At 54.8% G+C, this 17972-nt stretch carries 15 protein-coding genes and 1 pseudogene; 6 read left to right on the top strand and 10 right to left on the bottom strand.

Going from position 1 to position 17972, the window contains the following annotated elements; genetic code table 11:
• Positions 1–56 precede the first annotated feature (56 nt).
• Both ACR0AI_RS14850 and ACR0AI_RS14845 read right to left on the bottom strand, forming a co-directional pair.
• Positions 57–353, bottom strand: coding sequence for a hypothetical protein (locus tag ACR0AI_RS14850; protein WP_480675348.1), 297 nt, complete (start codon positions 351–353; stop codon positions 57–59).
• Between the two features lie 102 nt (positions 354–455).
• Positions 456–3746 (bottom strand): adenylate/guanylate cyclase domain-containing protein, encoded by a 3291-nt coding sequence (locus ACR0AI_RS14845; RefSeq protein ID WP_480675350.1) that lies wholly within the window; start codon positions 3744–3746, stop codon positions 456–458.
• 172 nt (positions 3747–3918) lie between these two features.
• Between ACR0AI_RS14845 and ACR0AI_RS14840 the strand changes: the two genes are divergently transcribed.
• On the top strand, positions 3919–4563 hold the full coding sequence (locus ACR0AI_RS14840) for an NADPH-dependent F420 reductase (RefSeq protein ID WP_480675352.1): 645 nt from the start codon (positions 3919–3921) through the stop codon (positions 4561–4563).
• Between the two features lie 102 nt (positions 4564–4665).
• Here the strand turns inward: ACR0AI_RS14840 and ACR0AI_RS14835 are convergent.
• A pseudogene (locus ACR0AI_RS14835) lies at positions 4666–4846 on the bottom strand (IS3 family transposase); the annotation flags it as partial.
• 291 nt (positions 4847–5137) lie between these two features.
• On the opposite strand from ACR0AI_RS14835, the gene ACR0AI_RS14830 reads away from it, so the two are divergent.
• Positions 5138–6568 carry a DUF1214 domain-containing protein gene (locus ACR0AI_RS14830; RefSeq protein WP_480675354.1) on the top strand — a complete coding sequence of 477 codons (1431 nt, stop codon included), beginning with the start codon at positions 5138–5140 and terminating at the stop codon, positions 6566–6568.
• 129 nt (positions 6569–6697) lie between these two features.
• Here the strand turns inward: ACR0AI_RS14830 and ACR0AI_RS14825 are convergent, their stop codons facing one another.
• Positions 6698–7087, bottom strand: a complete 390-nt coding sequence (locus ACR0AI_RS14825; RefSeq protein ID WP_480701396.1) for a helix-turn-helix domain-containing protein — start codon at positions 7085–7087, stop codon at positions 6698–6700.
• Between the two features lie 616 nt (positions 7088–7703).
• On the opposite strand from ACR0AI_RS14825, the gene ACR0AI_RS14820 reads away from it, so the two are divergent.
• The 3 genes from ACR0AI_RS14820 (at position 7704) to ACR0AI_RS14810 (ending at position 11306) form a co-directional block, all read left to right on the top strand.
• Positions 7704–7925 carry a hypothetical protein gene (locus ACR0AI_RS14820; protein ID WP_480675360.1) on the top strand — a complete coding sequence of 74 codons (222 nt, stop codon included), beginning with the start codon at positions 7704–7706 and terminating at the stop codon, positions 7923–7925.
• A gap of 6 nt (positions 7926–7931) precedes the next feature.
• Entirely contained in the window at positions 7932–8453 is a 522-nt protein-coding gene (locus tag ACR0AI_RS14815) for a DUF3299 domain-containing protein (protein ID WP_480675362.1), read from the top strand.
• A 108-nt stretch (positions 8454–8561) separates the two neighbouring features.
• Positions 8562–11306, top strand: a complete 2745-nt coding sequence (locus ACR0AI_RS14810; protein ID WP_480675364.1) for an AsmA family protein — start codon at positions 8562–8564, stop codon at positions 11304–11306.
• Between the two features lie 11 nt (positions 11307–11317).
• Here ACR0AI_RS14810 and ACR0AI_RS14805 read toward each other — a convergent pair whose 3' ends face one another.
• The 6 genes from ACR0AI_RS14805 to ACR0AI_RS14780 form a co-directional block, all read right to left on the bottom strand.
• Positions 11318–11818 carry a hypothetical protein gene (locus ACR0AI_RS14805; RefSeq protein ID WP_480675366.1) on the bottom strand — a complete coding sequence of 167 codons (501 nt, stop codon included), beginning with the start codon at positions 11816–11818 and terminating at the stop codon, positions 11318–11320.
• 567 nt (positions 11819–12385) lie between these two features.
• Complete coding sequence (locus ACR0AI_RS14800; protein ID WP_480675368.1) at positions 12386–13891, bottom strand: S8 family serine peptidase; 1506 nt, start codon at positions 13889–13891, stop codon at positions 12386–12388.
• Positions 13892–13965: 74 nt separating this feature from the next.
• Entirely contained in the window at positions 13966–14289 is a 324-nt protein-coding gene (locus ACR0AI_RS14795) for a hypothetical protein (protein ID WP_480675370.1), read from the bottom strand.
• A 16-nt stretch (positions 14290–14305) separates the two neighbouring features.
• Complete coding sequence (locus tag ACR0AI_RS14790) at positions 14306–14956, bottom strand: copper chaperone (protein ID WP_480701394.1); 651 nt, start codon at positions 14954–14956, stop codon at positions 14306–14308.
• 89 nt (positions 14957–15045) lie between these two features.
• On the bottom strand, positions 15046–16653 hold the full coding sequence (locus ACR0AI_RS14785; protein ID WP_480675374.1) for a tyrosinase family protein: 1608 nt from the start codon (positions 16651–16653) through the stop codon (positions 15046–15048).
• 3 nt (positions 16654–16656) lie between these two features.
• Positions 16657–17088 carry a hypothetical protein gene (locus tag ACR0AI_RS14780; protein ID WP_480675376.1) on the bottom strand — a complete coding sequence of 144 codons (432 nt, stop codon included), beginning with the start codon at positions 17086–17088 and terminating at the stop codon, positions 16657–16659.
• A 393-nt stretch (positions 17089–17481) separates the two neighbouring features.
• Between ACR0AI_RS14780 and ACR0AI_RS14775 the strand changes: the two genes are divergently transcribed.
• Positions 17482–17745, top strand: a complete 264-nt coding sequence (locus ACR0AI_RS14775) for a cytochrome d ubiquinol oxidase subunit II (protein ID WP_480675378.1) — start codon at positions 17482–17484, stop codon at positions 17743–17745.
• Positions 17746–17972: the final 227 nt, after the last annotated feature.

Genomic DNA, 17972 nt, shown 5'->3' with positions numbered 1-17972 from the left:
AGGCGCTCGGTGTTGGTCTTCCCCCTCCTGCCCCATGTTTGTCAGCGGGCCTGATCCTAGCTGCGTGTGAATTTGTGCCTCTGTTTCAGCCCGTCGATATTGACCAGATAGCAGGTGCCTTCGGGTTCGAACTTGTCAGGCGGCAGAAAGTCTTTGGGTGGGATGGTGGCAAGGTTTACGCCACATTCCAGAAGCTCTCGGACCAAGGACCAGCAAGGATCGTTCTGATATCTCTCAGGGTCTACCTGATATTCCTTGTTGTCCCAGACATCACGCGGGATATGCAGCACTGTGCCATCATCGCTTGCAATAATCAGGTCGTGTCTAAAGTTTTCAATATCGCTTTCGGACATTATGTCTCCTCCACTCAATAAAGGCGTGTTCACTACAGCAAATCGAACCCGTTGCCGCAAGCTTTCCCTCGGGCTGGCGCTGACTTGTTCAAATGAGCCGTGTTAGAGGAACCCAGAATAGCGTGCAGCGTCGATCAACGCAGCGATGCGCTGTTTGATCAGAGGCGTGTCATCCGAGCCTGTCAGGGTGGCGATATCTGCCACGACATTGCGCAGCGTCTCGGGCAGGTTCTGCTGGCTGCTGTCCAGAAGGCGCGCGCACAGCTTTGGCACCTCGGAGAGGTCTTTCTGCGTCTGGCTGGATGCGATCAAGGGCAACAGCGCGGACCATTCAAAGGGATAAGCGATCGAGGTCTTCTCGAACTGAACCATCGCGTCGCGAGCCAGCTTGCACGCTGTGCTGTCTGCGCCGCGCTGCCATGCCTCCCACGACAGGTTGGCGGTTGCCAATGCGATATACTCATGCATCTGGAGTTCCCGCGCCAAAGCAATGCTTTCGTGAGACAGGCGCGTAGCCTGGGATGGGTTGTGCATGCGCCGGTAGACGAGCGACAGATAGGTCATGCAGCGCAACTCGATCTTGCGGTGACCGGATTGGCGCGCGGCCTCCAGACCCGCGCTCATCGCCTCTTGTGCCTGAGGCAGGCGGATGCAGTGCAGATTGACAAACCCAAGGATAAAAAGGGCCGAGGCAACTATGGCGAGGTTACCGGTTTCCTCAGCCGCAGACACATAGTTCGATGCGGTTGCAATAGTGTCCTCGGTCGGATCATAACGCGACATTCTGAGGTCACGCAGTACCAGTTGATCGAAATACTCGGCGCGTTGTTCGGCCGTCATGCTACCTACATCCTGCGCAAGCCCAGCCGCCAGTTGAGACATCGCCTCGCCGTCCCCGCTCCAGTAGTGAACGTTGAGCGTATTAAGCTGGATGTCGATCCACTCCCGCAGCAGTTCGGCGTCGTCCCGCCACGAGGTTTGATCCAGCGCAGCCTCGGCAGCGGCGAGTTCGGCCAGTGATCCCGCACGATCCTGCTGCAAGGCGTTGCCGGTCAGACGGTGTAGCCGAGCCGTTTTCCGGGGGTTGTCTTGAACCAACCCTACGGCCTCACGATAAGCCGCAACCGCGCCGTCAAGGTCGTGAACCAAGGTCAAGACGGTGCCAAGCTGCTCCAGCAGATCGGCTCGCTCCGGCAGAGTGCCAGGGTGCAACCCGTCCGAAAGGGTGACCTGTTCCAGATGGTTCAACGCGGATTTGAAATAGGCCGTGGCCTCTGTATTTGCATAGCGCGAACTTGCCTGCTCCGCCGCTTGCTGGAAGCACCGAGTCGCTTCCGCATGGTTTCCGGACAGCCCCCAATGGCTCCCCAGAACATGGGCGGGCGTGATTTTTCGAAACCGCGCACCAAGTACAGCCGCAATACGCGCATGCACCATTGCACGCACGGATCGCAGCATGGTTTCATACGCGGCATCTCGCATCAGGGCGTGGCGGAATGAGTATCTACGGGCCGCAGCCGGGGTGGGAACAATAATCTGCGCAGATACCAGCGTGTTCAAATGAGCCGACAGCGCATGATCGGTTTCATCAATCACGGCAGACAGAACGTCGAAGGAAAAATCCCGACCGATGGCCGCAGCCGTCTGCAGTATCCGGCGGGATTCGGGGTGACGATCAAGGCGCGCGACCAACAACTCGTTCAGCGTGGTCGGTACCGCCGTCTCATCAATCGAGGTGCCGCCCCCATCGGTTCGGTCAAAGACGCCGGTTTCTATGAACGACTTGGAAAGTTCTTCGGCAAAGAGCGGCACCCCGTCGGACCGATCCGCGATCAATTCCAGGACCGGCATCGGCACCGGTTTCAGATCGTAGACATGTGCGGCAATCTCGCCGATTTCCTCGTTGGACAGCCGGGTCAGTTCGACGCGGGAATTGACCTCCCACGCGGTTTGAAACGCGGGCCTGCAGGTAAGCAGTACCATGACCTGCTCATCTTTGAACGTCTCGAGCAGCCGTCCCAATAGCTCTTTGGTGGTCGGGTCGATCCAGTGAAGGTCCTCGAAGACAACCAGCACTTTCTTGTCGCGCACATACCATTCGAACAGAGCAATCAGCGCCTGAAACGTCATCTCTTTCCGGCCCAGCGCATCAAGAGGCAGCGTGGTGTCGCGCCCGTGTTCGCGAAACTGCATCAAGGCATCCGCCAATGAGGCTGTCTTGCTCGGATCCAGAGTTGTAGCCGAAAAAATCTGTTCCAGCCGCTGGGCCGTGTCCCCGGCCGAAAGCTGCCCCCCGCCCAAAACCATAGACCAGATTTGGTTCAGCACCGGATACAAGGCGTCATTGGTGTGAAAGGGCGAGCATTGAAAGCGCAGAACGTCGCCCTCGGCCTCAAGCACATGCGATACGAACTCTTCCACCAGCCGAGACTTACCGATCCCCGGCTCACCAGAAATGAGCGTCGACCGCGGTACGCCCTGCTCGACCTGCTCCCACGCGCTATCCAACTGGGCCAGTTCAACCTTGCGATTGATGATCGGTAGCTTTTCTTTTGACCGACGCTTGAAATCGGGGGAGGGGCCGTCCGTTGCGCCTTCGACGCGCCAGATACGCACCTCGCCCCGGAAGCCTTTCAATTTGTGATTTCCCAGATCGGTCAGATCGAATTTGCCTTCGACGATCTTTTTGGTTTCATCCGAAATCGCCAAGGTGCCCGGTTTTGCCATCAACTGGATACGGGCAGCCAGGTTGGGCGCGCGCCCGACGGCCTGATCCTCTTCGATATACGAGTTGCGGATCAGGTCCCCGACAACGACATTGCCCGTTGCGATGCCAATGCGGCAATTCAGCTTGACCCCATGCGGCCGCCCCAGAAAATGCATCGAATCGGCGATGCTCAGCCCCGATCGGATCGCCCGTTCGGCGTCATGATCATAGGCCTGCGGCCAGCCGAAATAGGCCAGAACGCCATCACCAAGATATTGCGCGACAAAGCCGCCATATTCCTCGACGATCTCGGTCACGGCGCTTTTGTAGCTGGTCAACAGGGTCGAAAGCTCTTCTGCATCCAATTGTTCGGACAGTTGGGTCGAGCCGACAAGATCCGTGAACACCACTGAAAGCTGCCGCCGCTGTTGCGGCGCGACCGAGTGACTGCGATCCGCCTTTTCCGCAAATGGACCGTTTGTCAGGTCCGATGCCTGACCACTGCGGAGCAAAGCAATTGCGTTCAGCAACTGACGGCGATGGCCAACCGACGCGACCCCCATATCCCTGAGATCTTCTGCAGTGATCGTCGGCAACAGGCTGCCATCCACATCATGGTCATGAAACGCTGAGATGTAGCGCTCCATTCCAAGCGCGCGCAGCCAATCGTCGAGATCAATTGCCATCGTGTTGTTTCACCATTCACCCTGCCAACGGGCACTTACAGCGCGGCTGAAACACACCAATCGCCCGCCTGAAGCGCTGCAATCTGAAAGAGAGCGCAAAAAACAATTATCATCATGATACCGATTCCACTATCCTCGGAATCGCAACATTATCAAGGGGAAGAACGTCGTCGTGCCCAACTCAAGAAATTTGCTTATCGTCGGAACCGGCAATGTCGCCAACGCGCTTGCGCGCCGGTTTTCTGCAACGGATCATGTGGTTCATATAGGCTCGCGAGATGCCGGACGTGGGGTCGAGGCCGCGGATCGGCATGGTATTAAAGGCGGCCTTGCAGCCGATCTGGTTCAACACGCCGAAGTTGTGTTCATCGCCGTACCGTTCACGGCGTTGGATGATACATTGGAGGCTTTGGGATCACTGGAAGGCAAGGTGGTGGTCGACTGCACCAACCCCCTGACCGATGACTACATGGCTCTGACCCTGGGGCATTCCACGTCCGCAGGCGAGGTCTGCCAAGCGAAGCTGCCGGGCGTCCCGGTCGTCAAAGCCTTCAACGCGATCTTCGCGGATGTCGTTGACTCGGATCCGACCTATGGCGGCATCCGCCCTCAAGTATTCCTTGCCGGGGATGACGCTGGGGCAAAAGAAACGGTGGCCGAGCTGGTGCGTGCAATCAACTACGACCCGGTAGATAGCGGAGCGATGCTGAGTGCGCGGTATCTGGAACCTCTGGCCGAGTTGATCATTCAGATGGCCTATGTTCAGGGCGAAGGCACGCGGATCACGCCTGTCATCCTGCGCTCAGACGCCGAGTGAACACATTGACGCGTTATTGACAGGATAAGCAGGTAGGCTCAGAAGCTCTTCCTGTTTCAGAGGCTGGTCGAAAAAGCAGCCAGCGCCGCGCGTCTGGGCCAGAGCTTCGGCTCGCCGGTCCTGAACTTCTGACGTGGTCGGCCGTTGGACTGTGTCACCCGAAATTCGTTTCTTCCCAGCTTCGAGAAACTCTTTCGATCAAAAGAAATACAGACTTTCGGTAGACCGTCGCGGTAGCACAGGCGACAATGCTCACCTCTCCAAAGAGGCCGGTTAGAACAATCGTATCTTCTTTTCAACCGAATACTACTTGGGCGTCTTGCGTTTGACACCCTCGACCAGCGTGTTAACCGCACGTCTCGATGCAAGTTTTTCTGGGACGTAGCAGAATAGTCCATCGCGCAATATTGGGCCAAAAGGCAAGCCCTTCAGACCAAAGAAGATACAGTTGCAACTTCTGGACAGTCGTCGGCCATGCGGACTAAGCGGACTTTCTGATTGCCCTTAAAGAGCCTTCGTCTAACTTTAAGGAGGGCCTGCTCCTGCTATGGACAATTCGAGAAAGGTTTTCCCCATGACACGCTTTAGAGGCTTCGTACTCGCTACGGCAGTTATTTTTGGCGCGGCCGCCGCTGCAACAACCGCGAAGGCAGCAGAGTTTGACCAATCAAACGCAAGTTTCGCTGATCGAATGACCTATCACCGGGCCATCGATGCCGCTGTTTGGGCCATGCCTCTTATGAATTTCAAGTTTTATCGTGATGCGTTGGCCCAAGCTGGGGTTGGTCCCAATGACATTGGATATAACTCAAAAGTCCAAGATTGGCGTTTCCAGACGGCAACACCGAACAACACAACACCCTACATCCACGCCTATTGGACTATCGAAGACGGCCCTATCGTTTTTGAGATGCCCGCGTCCGAAGAAGGTATTGGTATCTTCGGCACAATTATGGATGCATGGCAGCGCCCGCTGGACGACGTCGGTTCCAACGGTCGGGACCGCGGTGTAGGAGCAAGGTATATGCTGGTGCCTACGGGATACAACGGTCCACTGCTTCCGAACGCTCTGGTCTATGAACAAGACACGAACTTCGGCTTTGCCGCGCTTCGTCCGATCCTTGCTGGTGGCGCCACGGAAGAAAACCTCGCTAAAGCGACGGCGTTGACAAAAAAGATCAAGGTTTACCCAGTATCTGAGGCAGATGGTGAGGTATCAACAGAGTACGTCGACGTTTATGGGGTGAATTTAGAAATGACGCCGGTCATGGACGGCGGCATATACGGCCATATTCATGAGATGATCGGTGAGGAGGTCGTGCTTGACCGAGACCTTACAATGATGGGCGCGCTCGCAAGGATTGGGATCAAACGAAATGAACCCTTTGAGCCCGATGCGGAGATGCAAGCCATCTACGACGCCGCAGGGCCCGAGGCGTTGGAGTACATGATCGATCAGTACCATCGTGTTCTAAACCCTTTTGTCTTCGAAGGTAAACGATGGTCTGCGCTTGTGCCTAACGGATCGCGTGAGACGGAATGGAGCTACGAGTACCCATCCTACTACGATTACCATGCCCGCGGCGCACTGTATTACGCAATCATCACCAGCATCAAAAACTACGGCACTTCAACGTACTATCTGGATCTTGCCGAAACACCGGACCAGGAATGGCTGGACGGCGGGAGAAACTACAAGTTGACTGTGCCTGCCAATGTTCCGGTTCGGGATTTCTGGTCGATAACAACCTACGATCTGGTCACCGCGTCCTATCTCCGGGACATAAATCCCAGCACCATAGATTCCACCATGCCGGACGTTGCAGTGAACGATGACGGATCAGTCGATATCTACTTCGGCCCCACTGCTCCAGAAGGTAAGGAGAGCAACTGGCTTCCAACTGATCCAAACCGAAGGTTTTTCTTGCTTGCCCGCTTCTACGGACCGGAGCCGAGCCTTCTCGACAATAGCTTTGAATTGAACGATATGGAGCGCTTGGACTAGGACCGCTCTGTGCTCACTGCAGACTTTCTCCGCGACTTGCCTCGATTGTTCGAAAGAGCCCAGACCCACCGAAAAAAGTCCAGTGCGCCCTGCACTTGTATTTAGTAGGTTGCAGTCCGACGCGGAAATTCAAAACAGACTTTGCAATTCCGGCTTTTTGCGAGAACGGGACAAGAGTGAATGGTGTTGCACGCACCCGATCAAATAATCGCATAAGTATGCGCAATTTGATATAAATTCAGCTAGCATTCTCTTCCTATGACCGAAAAAACGATGGCGAGCAACACGCGTCCCTACTAGCGTCCGTTTTTTGCCCCGCCCTTTCACCAAATTCCTATAAGCCGACGGCGACATTCGAGACCATCTTCTTAAGGCCCTCGAAAACGTGGTAGCGTCTGCGCAACCAAGCTGCAGCGCAGTCTCACCAACAGACGTTCCGACCTGATTCAACAGCTCCTTTGCTTCGTCCAGTTTGACGCCAGATATGACATGAGAGGCTGATTGCCCGCATTCGCGCAAGAATCCGGTACAACTGAAGTCCCGCAAACAATACGCTTTGAAACCTACTTTCGGCCAGTCGTGAAGCAAAGTTGCAACTTGCCCAGGTGAACCGCGAACTAGCTAAAATCGCAGCGGAACGGGCGATTCTCGCTTATAGGAGGACATATCTCACCTATAGTCTTACCTAGTTAAATGCCCCTTTTTCGGGGATTTTCAGCCAACCGGGTGTCAAGCGGTACCAGCATCTGAGTACGGAAGGGCTGGAGGACGAAACGCCAGCGATCCTGTCAGACATCCAACCAGACTACGTTGTCGTCAAAAGGCCCTAGGAGGAATTCGCCAAACGGCGTCAGGTATTTGAGACAGATGCAAACACATTTGAAGGACGCAACCTGTCTTTGCAGATGCCAAACGGACAAATGCGCCCTTACGAGCACCGTTATTTTGGTGGAGCAATCAAGGTTAATCCAAAAACGCAGTTGATGGATGTGTGGGCCGAGTGTCCGAATCCAGAGTTGCTGTTTCGTCTGGAAGCAAAAGTCACGGCGATATCAAGTCTGAAGACCTGAAAGATGACCCTTTGGAGCCATTGGCAGTGGGCGCTGTTTTGTCGACAATTGAGGAGCTTATGATAATGCGTCTTTCCTTTGCGGTAGTCACTGCGTGTTTTCTGGCTTTGCCGGTTCATTCGGAAGGCACACGTGTCGAGTGGTCAGACCTGATCGATGAATCCGCTCAAAGCTACGAAGCCCCTTTCGTCGAATTGACTTGCAAACAGATTTACGCACTTCGCAAATTGGTCCGGTTGCGCGCACTGGTAGAAAAAGGCGGGGCCACGCCAGAACAGCTGGACTAGATTTAAGTGGATATCGAGGCGACCGAAGCAACTCTTGCTGAGGAAGGCATTGATGCGAACTGGCTGATTTCCCAACGCTGGGTTGTGGTGGAAAGACGTGAGCAGGCGGGCACGACCACCAACGTCGACATCGATGGCGTGACCGTTTCATGGGGCGGGTTTGTGATCCCGGCAACCCGCGACGAAGATGGCTCCCAAAAGGCATATATCGTGCGGGAACGTGGAATGTGCAGCCACGTACCGCCTCAGCCACCAAACCAGATGGTGCGTTTGCGCCTAAGTGGTTCATGGACGCCATCGACAGGTTACGAGCCCATCGTCGTAACTGGTCAAATCAGGATCGACCCGACGCAGAAAGAAATGCTGGTTGTTGATGGTCCCGTTCTCATGAAGGCTGCGTTTACTTTGGAGGTCGATGACGTTCAGACTTTTGGACCAACCAAGACCTCCGAAGAGGCTACGACCAATAGGGCAAGCGTACTGATGGGAAGAATAAAAGCGACCGGCGGGGCTATCAAAGACGAATAGTGACACGGTCCAACTGACCCGAATAAGGTTCAGAAAGGGCATTCAGTTTAGTGGGCCGAATATCTGCTTGTGAGAGACTGAACGGCGAAGGCGGCGATAGGGGAGCGCATGAGGGTTTGGCTTTTTAGGATAATTGGGCTTGTCGCACTTCTCGCTTTCGCAGCAGTCGCGTTTGTTTGGTTGTTGTTTGCTGCTCCGATGTTCTCGGACATGCGGCGCGACCTTGTGGAAAGAGTTCTTTCGGAACAAATTGGTCGGCCACTTCATGTCAATGATGATGTAAGCGTCGCGCTTGGCCGCACGAGTTACATTTACGTCGGTGGTGTGGTCATCCCGAGCCTGACAATGCCGGAGGAAGCTCTTGTGGAATTGAACCTGCTGGAGCTGGAACTGGATTTTGCCGCTTTGGCCAACAGGCGCCTGCACTTTGACAATCTCGTCGTGGAAGGCCTCCAAGCAAATCTTCTGACGGCAGAAGACGGCACCACAAGCTGGCGAAAAGGCGAGCCAACACCCAAGCCAACTTCAGAGGAAACTGTATCAGCGGATGATCAAAAAGACGTCGCTAAAGCTAATGGTACCGATAAGACCGACACGGAAAGCAGTGGAATCCTGAACTTCCTGAGCGACAAGAACGTCAGCTTCAGGTCAATCGGGTTAAACATTGACGACAAGGTCTCGGGCTTCTCTTTTGTATTTGACCTTCAGTCACTCGCGCTCGAACAAGTAGATAATGGACAAAGAACAAATGTCTCTGGTTCCGGCTCCGTCAACGGTCAGGTTTTCGAAATCGAAGGCGACTACCCACACGCCGCACCGTTTACGACACGCGCCAGTTTTGGCGAAATGACCGTAAGCTACGATGGCGAGCCCTTCTCGGCAGACGAAGGGGGCGGTTATCGGGCAGTCTTGGAAATGGACACAGGTGAGTTCGGTGATTTTCTAGACGTCATCGGGCTGGAACGCGTTTTGGAAGGCAATGGTCAGCTGCAAGCAGAACTCGTTTCTCAGGACGCTCTGAAGATCGAGGCGTTTACAACAACTGTAAGCCTGGAGGATGGGCAAAAACTCGAAGCTGAAGGTTCAATAGATGACCTCTACACCGCTCAGGGCGTCGATCTGATCTTCAACGCGCGGCTTCATCCCGAAGGACAGCCTCCGCCAGCAGCAAAAAGTATCCAGGAACTTAAGTTCACTGGATTTGAAATGCATATGGTCGGATCTCTGGCTTCCTTCGAATTTGAGAAGTTGTTGTTCCAAACCAATGCATTTGACCAAGGGCTGGACGTAATAGGCCCAGCCTCAATCGAAAGTATTCGCCGCATGCCAGACGGACGGCTCGCCATGCTGGGCATCGCGCTAAAAGCCGGTCCAATTGAAGAGCCTGTCCTGAAAGCCGAAGGTGAAATCCTCGATCTGCTTCAGCTTCAGGACGTGACTTTCGATGGGGAGCTAAACGGGCCCGCCAAGTTGATTTTGCCCAACCTCGATGAAGACTACGTTGACCAGTTCGGCGGCATCAAAGCCGATTTCAACATATCCAATGCGGGTGGGCCGGTTTCACTCAACAGGTTTAACGCGACCAACTACGGCACCGATCTCTGGGCGCTCGATCTCGCACTATCTGTCAACGAGCTAAAAGGGCTTGCCGGTCTCGATTTCGACGTGGAACTGGACATCGACGACAGCGCCAAGTTTCTGACCGCAGTGAATCTGCAACCTGTCGAAATCGGATCGCTAGCTATCGATGCTGAAACCTCCAAACAGGGCGAGGACTTTGATGCCGCAATCCAGTTCGAAGCAGGGTCCTCGCATCTTCTTGCGGCTTTGGACGCAAAATTTCCCGAGGGTGCTTCTGTTGTTCGGGGCAACATCACGAGCGAAAGGCTCGATCTCAACGACCTGAAGAACCTAACTGCCGTGCTGGACCAACTGAAGAGCTTGGTAGGCGAGACCACAAAGGAACCTGAAGCCGAAGTTCAGCCTTTGGTTTTACCGAAGGAGACAGACGTCCAGCCCTTGGTATTGCCAAAGGAAAAAGGGAAACCTGCCGATCTTCTGGATGTGCAGCGCGTGCTTCGAGAAGCGGACGTCGAGGTACAGATCGAATTCAAAGAGATTGCAGGCCAGCAAGGAGTAACGTCTGTTTCAAGCCAATTGTCTGCCAAAGAAGGGACCGTGGATTTCGGGCCTCTTCAGATGGCTTATGGTGGCGGAAACTTCAGCCTGCGGGCCATCATGGATCTGATTGACTCTCCTGATTGGCTTTCATTGTCGGGATCGACCTCGGGATGGGAATTCGGCGAAATCTTTGATGAGTTGGGCATTGGTATTGAGGCCTATGGGCGTTTGAGCGGTGAGTTCAACGTGTCTGGCAGTACCGCCTCGGGCAAGGCCTTCGTCAATTCGATGCGTGGCAATGCGTCGTTGTCGATGTCGCAAGGTTACATTAGTACCAGCCTACTAGAGTTGGCCGGGCTAGGTATTTTCCCCTGGCTCTTTTCAGAAGAGTTCCGACAAGGCTATACCGACATCACTTGCGTAGTCGCCCCGGTTGATATCCAGGCCGGACGGGTCAGTTCAAACTCCATCGTCATCGAAACAGGGTCAGTTCAATTGGTGGCCAGGGGGCAAGTGGACTGGCTGAACGATAGCATCGCATTAAGAGCGGAGCCTCGTCGCGTCGGCAAACCCCTATCCCGGAGTGCTTGGCCATTTGATGTAACGGGTCAGCTTTCGTCGCCAAAGTTCAAGCTGGATGTGGGTGGGTCGAGAAGCAAGGCTCCAGAGGGCGCTGACGCTATGCCTGTCGACAGGCAACCCTGTGTGCCGGACATCAATCAATTGCAGTAGTCGGGCGTGACCTAGTTCTTCAGTGGTTCCGGCTGTTCGGCCTGACACGTCAGAACGGCCTCAATGGCTTTTGCGGACCCGCTGAGGTCGAGTTCAACCTCGGCGCCACTTTCGCCAATAATCGTAACGCTTTGGCGTTTTCCAAACTCGGTCACAAACGCTGGGTTGTCGAAAAAGGCATAGCCACCGGGAACTCCATTCTTGTAGACACCAACCGCTTCGCCTTCGAATTTTGCATCACCAAAGTCGAACTTTACGATGCCGGTCGCGCCGTCCTCGATCTGCACCCAGGCCGGATTGTAGGCGGCAAAAAAACCACCAGCCTGATTGGGAGCCGCGCCAATTTCAACGGTCATTTCGTCTTCAAAGGGCTTCCAAGCAAGACAGCCATTGCCCTTTTCGGGATCAATCAGGATTGTCCAGTCTCCGGAGTCACCCCACCGCTCCATACCAGCAGCCCACACTGCGCCAGTGGAGATCAATGCCATTGCTGTCAGCGCCAACCTGTTCATTCAAAGCTCCACACATGTTCGGCTAATCCTTTTATGCATTCAGATTATCGCTCGGGGTCAATCAATTACAACCATTCAATTTCTGGAATGCTGAACCAACGCCAGCAGCATCGGGGTACTTGACCGACGACAATTGTGGGCTGCACGCCAGACTTTACAAAGCCTGACTTCTGCACACTTTTAACGTTGCATAGCCAAATTGCTTCTGGGTGGTGAATTAGAGCTTCGTACTCTAGTTGTGCGTTCAACTAGTCCAAAAATTTGAGCTTGCGGTAAGCGGCAAGTTCTATGGGCCGCGGTGCAGCAAGAATAGCCGACGTCGTGAGTCCGTAAAAGGCCGCCAGGAATAGGGCACAAAGAGTGCGTGCCCACTGCCTTGCTGCCCTTGGTCGGTCAATGGATGCTGCGGAAGCTCGCGTCCAAGTTTTTAACCCGTGCACCGATCCATCGTCGCGGCTGTCGCTTGATTGGAAGGTGGCGGAGAAGTGGCGTGGCATGCCATAAAACACAGCACTTTATTCCACCTCTCCCGACTCTCTCTCAAAAGGTATAGGCTTTGGGTAAGCCTCAGATCACACTCAAGGCAGCACCTACATCCAACAGCCCTGGGCCTGTCGCGCCATCGCGCCCGGGAGCGGCCTGTTTGCCGCCCATATTTGCGTTGCTTGCCGGGTTAGCGGTGCCTGCAACAATATCCCGGCTGCTTTGATCAAAGGCTTGCTTGAGATCGCTGGTCGTGAGTCCGGGGTTCTCTTCCAACAATAAAGCAATCGCACCAGCCAGTTGCGGCGCCGCGGCAGATGTCCCGCTGATCACTGCCCAGCCATCATTGATACCGGTGCCGTCGTTGTTCTGGCGGTCAATCTCACAACCGGGTTGCAAAGGCAGCATAATGTATTTCGCCCCATTGTTCGCCAACCCCACCAAACCACAGACATCGGGTACCGCGCGCCCGGGATAGATGGCGGAGTCAAAGGCGCTGGCATAGTCGGAGGCCTGCATCGCGCCATCCTGAGCCACAAAAACACCACCGGCCGATATCACCTCGGGCATCATGCCCGGAAAGGCGACATGCCCGTTGCCAGCTGAAAAGACGATGATCGTACCTGCTGCTGTGATCGCTTGAATTTCAGCCTCTAGCGCTTTGAGATTGTTGGGTAGCGACGTCAGGTGCGTGTTGCTTGTCCGCGCGCCGGTCAATGGGTTAACTGGACACATGTCGTACCCCAGACTGACCGAAATGATGTGCGGGTTATGCTGCATCGCTGTTTGCAGCCCTTCGAGGATGGTCGCACCATTTGCTGGGAAGTTCTCATTGTCGAGCTTGACGCCAGTGAACTCACATTGAGGGGCTAGCGCCAGGACGTTGGCAGATTCCGCTGTGCCATGCCCGTTGCCATCCAGATCGATATCTGTTGCACCCGGTGCCAGCACGGTTTGGGTATTGTATCCATGTTCAGTGAAATAGGCGTGGTCCATGGCAAAGCCGCTGTCGATCATCGCAACACGCACACCTTTGCCTGTCAGCCCCTGACGCTGTGCGGCGTCCGCATTCAACAGCATGGTCAGGTCACCCGGCACGCGCAGGTGGTGATACCCAACCGTGGGCGGTAGGCCAGAGGTTGTGCCGGGAAACATCGTGTTCATGTAGATATGTGGCCATTGGATGTAAGCGTCGTCGATCATCTCACTGAGCGTCGCGTCAGGGTTCCAGGCCGCGTCATGTCCGGGAAAGTAGAAGGCGTTTGACTGGCATTTTTGCCCATCCGCAAAGGGCAGTTCATGACGCGAAAGTTTGGTACCAAAGATTGCCTCATATTGCTTGCGCGTGCATCTTGCAGTGATCGACATCTTCCCGGCTCCTGTGACCTCGAAGCCCATCTTTTTTAGTTGTTCGATGGTCTTTTTGACATGGGCTTCATCCGGGCGCATGTCGCTCAGTACTGCTGGAGTCATCGCGCCGGAAAACCGTACAGGTCCGACGTTGCTGCCCGCGCCGGGAAGGGTAATGGCGACACGTACCGTGTCGGACGCCTTGCGACGTGTGTGTCTTTGGGAACGTGATTTGTTCATGAAAATTCCTCCTTGCAATAAAGCAGGGAAAATACCCTGCGGTGGTCAGTTAAAAAACGGGCGGTTTCGGAATGCTAGAGCCCGCCGGTAATGCGCCGTGCCGGTGGCGCGATTGAAAGTGCATCAACATAAGGGGCGATGGCGTCAGGTGGGGTGACTTTAATGTCGGGGCCGATGCCGCCGCCAATCGCGTCAGCCGGTCGCGCATCTTGGTTCAGGTTAGTTAGATCCGTACCGAAAACCACATCAAACGCCGCCGCAGATGCGACATAGGATAGGGTTGTAAAGCCCCCTCCGGTCAGCGCGATGCCATGATCTGCGAAATAAGCGGTGATCGCTTCGCGCGCAGCCTCGGTTCGACCTTCCGAGGTCAAGGTCACGGCGAATTTTATATCCATAACCGTGATCCTTGTTTCATGCTACAACCCGTAGTCGGCGTATTTGATGCAGACCGGCGCGCACTGCGCGCAAAGGCAAACGGAACCCAAACGCCGGTTTTTGTGGAGCCTCGACCCGTTCGGCCCAAATCCACAATGCAGCGGCTAACATCCACACCGGGTTTTGGCCGGAGATGACCATGGCAGCGACCATCAAGGGCGCACAGCTTGCCACGCACCAAAGGCTGTAAGACGTGCCAAATCCTACAGACCGCCCAATAGGTGTTTGACCATAGCGGGAGAGCGGTGGGCGGGCGTGGCAGGCGTTTAACGTCTTTTGCTTCCAGCGGGTCACCTGCCATGCCAAAGTCAGCGTCAACACCAGCGCTCCCGCGACCATGGGTGACGGAGTGACCACTATGATCAGAATTGCAACAATGACAAGAACGACACCTGACAGCATCCAAATGCCTAGATAGCCCAATAAAAATCCCGCTGTGGCACGTGTTTGATCACGGCTAAGGCTTCGGGTGCGTATGTGGTTCAGGGCAGGTCCAGCCAAAGGCAACATCATTGCCACTACCATCAATACCCAGCTAGCTGCCAAATGCTCGGGTGGTATCCAAGACAACGAATAGGACACTTCCGCACTGCTGGGCAGACCAGTGATTAATGCCCCGGTGCACATAACCGGTAGCAAACTAAGAGGCCCGCTGCTGACCAGGATCACACCCCAAGCCAGGGCCGCAAGGCTCCAGTGGAAAGGTACTATTGGTGTCATTGGCTTTGACGGTAGAGACTGATATTGCCAATCTCTACCCCGGCTCCGACTGGAACGTCGCCTGCGGGTACAAGATCAACGCTCAATTCATTCACGCCCAATGCGCTTTCCAGATGTAGTCGGTCGACAATGTCAGTGATCTCGATTGCGTGAGTGATCCCGTTGCCTGCGTGGAGATCTTCGGGATCGCTGGCCAGCGCGCTGCCAAACAGCGATACGGTGCCTGCAAGATTCTCAGGTGCATCCGCGGGATCCATTCCTTCGGCCAGACCGACATAGACCTTGAACACCACCGCATCCGATTTTGATCGTACATTTTCTAGGTTTAGAAACACTCGATCTGGAAGACTGGGTGTTTCCACTGAGCCTGTTAAAGTCGAGGTCAATCGCGTCATCGAAGGCGTATCCAGCATGACGCCGCTGCGCTGAGTCGTGGTGCCAGCCAGCGTCACTTTGCCAGACCCTGAACCGATCATCTCGACTGTTTTTTCACTTGAGTCCGAGGCCATCGTCAAAGCTCCTGTCATTGCAGCTGCAGGGGTGTCGAGCCCAAGACGCGCCACCCGGTCCGACAACGTATCCGCAGGTATATCAGGGCCAGGTGTCAGGTCATCATACTCGTACTGTAAGTCCTCGAGGCTAACCATCTCGCCTGGCGCAAATGTCCATTGCGTCCCATCTGGCCGGGGCATCGCAAAGGCGCGGTCACCCTGTGCGGCGGGCCCATCGTTCCAGTTGGCTCCACTGGGATTGCGCCAATCGTTTGGATTGAGCTGAGGTTTTCCGGGTGGAAAGCTGTTCCAGCTTTCCCACAAGCGGTCGATGTTGCAATGGTGCAGCCAAAAGATCGGGTCCAAAGCCGCCGTGCGCGGATCGCTCATCAAGCCCGGTATAGGAATTTCGTGGTTTGGCGGCGGCAGCGGGAGGAAGTCTGTTGGGCTTTGCGCACCGATGCGTACGTGTACAATGTTGTGGGGTTGCCATTCTGCCCCGCCATTTTCGCCGCCCGACCAATTGAAAGACGTTGGCGGCCCACCAAACCCAGTACTTCCGCCATTGCCGGGGCCAGAAAATTCACGATCTGACATGGGGTTCACGCTGATCTCAGTTGCAGGATCATACGTTGGGTCCAAGGCCATCGGCCCCCAACGTTGCGGCACAAACAAGGGATTGTCATCCACACCATCTGGCCATACCGGAGAACGAAAGGCCGGGGGGATCTGACCGCGCCCTACTTCCAGATAGTTCCAATAAGGTAGGGCCCAAGTGTCGTGTGGGCCGCCCAACACTTGAATCTCGCTTCGTATCAACTGTTCGAGCGCCAAAAGGTAGCCTCGATGCCAAGGAAGAAAGAACCAGCTTTGGTGCTGACACTGATTGATATAGGTGTCAATGTCGGCTTGGGTTGGTTCCGCTTCACCTGCGGTGGTGATGCCCTGAATGTCCCACAACACCCGCAAATAGCCGTGAATGGCACCGTAGAATTTCCATGATGTGATATCGTCCAGTGGGCGGGCCTGCATTGCTTTGATCCCGCGTGCATACCAAAGAACCGGGTCGGCCCAATCATCTGCTATTTCATAGACGTTTTGGCGCGTGAACATGGTCTATCTCCCTAAAATAATTGTCAAAAATTGCCACCGCGCATGCGAGGGCGGCGGAAATAGTCTCCGTGAAACCAGCTGTTTCTTGACAGCCGGAACGTGCTTCTGAGCGAATGACCGAATTGGTGCTTGTGTCGACTTGATCAACGACGACAGCCCAATGAGTAGTGATTTTCTCGAGGTTTTCATAAACCAATGCTTCGCTCCCGTTGCCGACACGCCCCATCCGCGACGCTTGGGCAAGGTGCCCGTTGTCACCATGCCAATGAGGCCCAATTCCCTCCCTTTACTGCCAAGAGTACCGGTCAATTCGAGGTCACAAACGTTGAACTTAAGCGTGCTGAGGCCAACAGCGAGATTGCCAAAAGGAACGGCAGGGTTCGGATTGTTCAAAAGGCTGCGGTAACTCCACATCCCCGAAATATCGTTGGTCATAGCGCTCTCGATCAAAATAGATCATAGAAGTACGCCAATCGGCGTGCCGCAAATACGCGGCTCAAAATAAAACACCATCGAGTATAGCGGTTTTTTCTGTTCTATCAACTTTTGGTCCCTCGTCTTGAGGGGTTGAAGTGGGATGCGTTTTCGACCGTCTTCATTCAAAGGTCACCAGGGCCAGGATGTCGCGCGCCAGTCAGCAATTGCTTGGTCCAAAGGTGGCCAGACCCGGCATTTGGGTATCGAGCGTTGACATCGGCGCGGTGTCAATTGCGGCCCCTTGGGTCATCGCTCGCATCTTTGTCAAATGGTTCACTTTCCCGAGTTCTTCCTGTCGCTGTCCCTCATGTCGGGCATTCTGGTCGCTTTGAATTGTATGCCTTGCGTCACTTGCCAACCCGCAACGACAGTTGGGCCTGGTTTCCCTTCGCGGCGTCCATCGTTCTGTCCACACTGGCGTTTTTCGGGATGGCCTACAGCTTCTACCCCTATGTGGTGCCCGAACAGCTGTCGATCTACGAGGCCGCAAGCGCTCCGGAAAGCCTGTTCATCATTCTGATAGGGACAGTCTTTGTTCTACCGGTGATCGCCGGATACACGGTGATGGCTTACACGATCTTTCGGGGCAAGGCGACTGAGTTGCGATACGACTGAGCCGCGACAATCCTTGCATGACTAGTGGACCTGGAAAACGGGTTTTTTCGCAAAGCCTGGAGGGGCCGAGATCGTCCATTTCTTAGACCCGAACCGCAAGAAACTCGAGCAACTGGTTGTGTTATGATCCGAAACTCCTGGAAGTACGACAATAGGCCAATCTCAAAATCATCTAAAAACAGAATATTAAGCCGAAATCTATCGTGTCTGTTCAGACCCCGATCTCC

The sequence above is a fragment of the Ruegeria sp. BG3 genome, from assembly GCF_056538485.1.
This window is presented reverse-complemented; position numbering and strand designations above follow the sequence as displayed.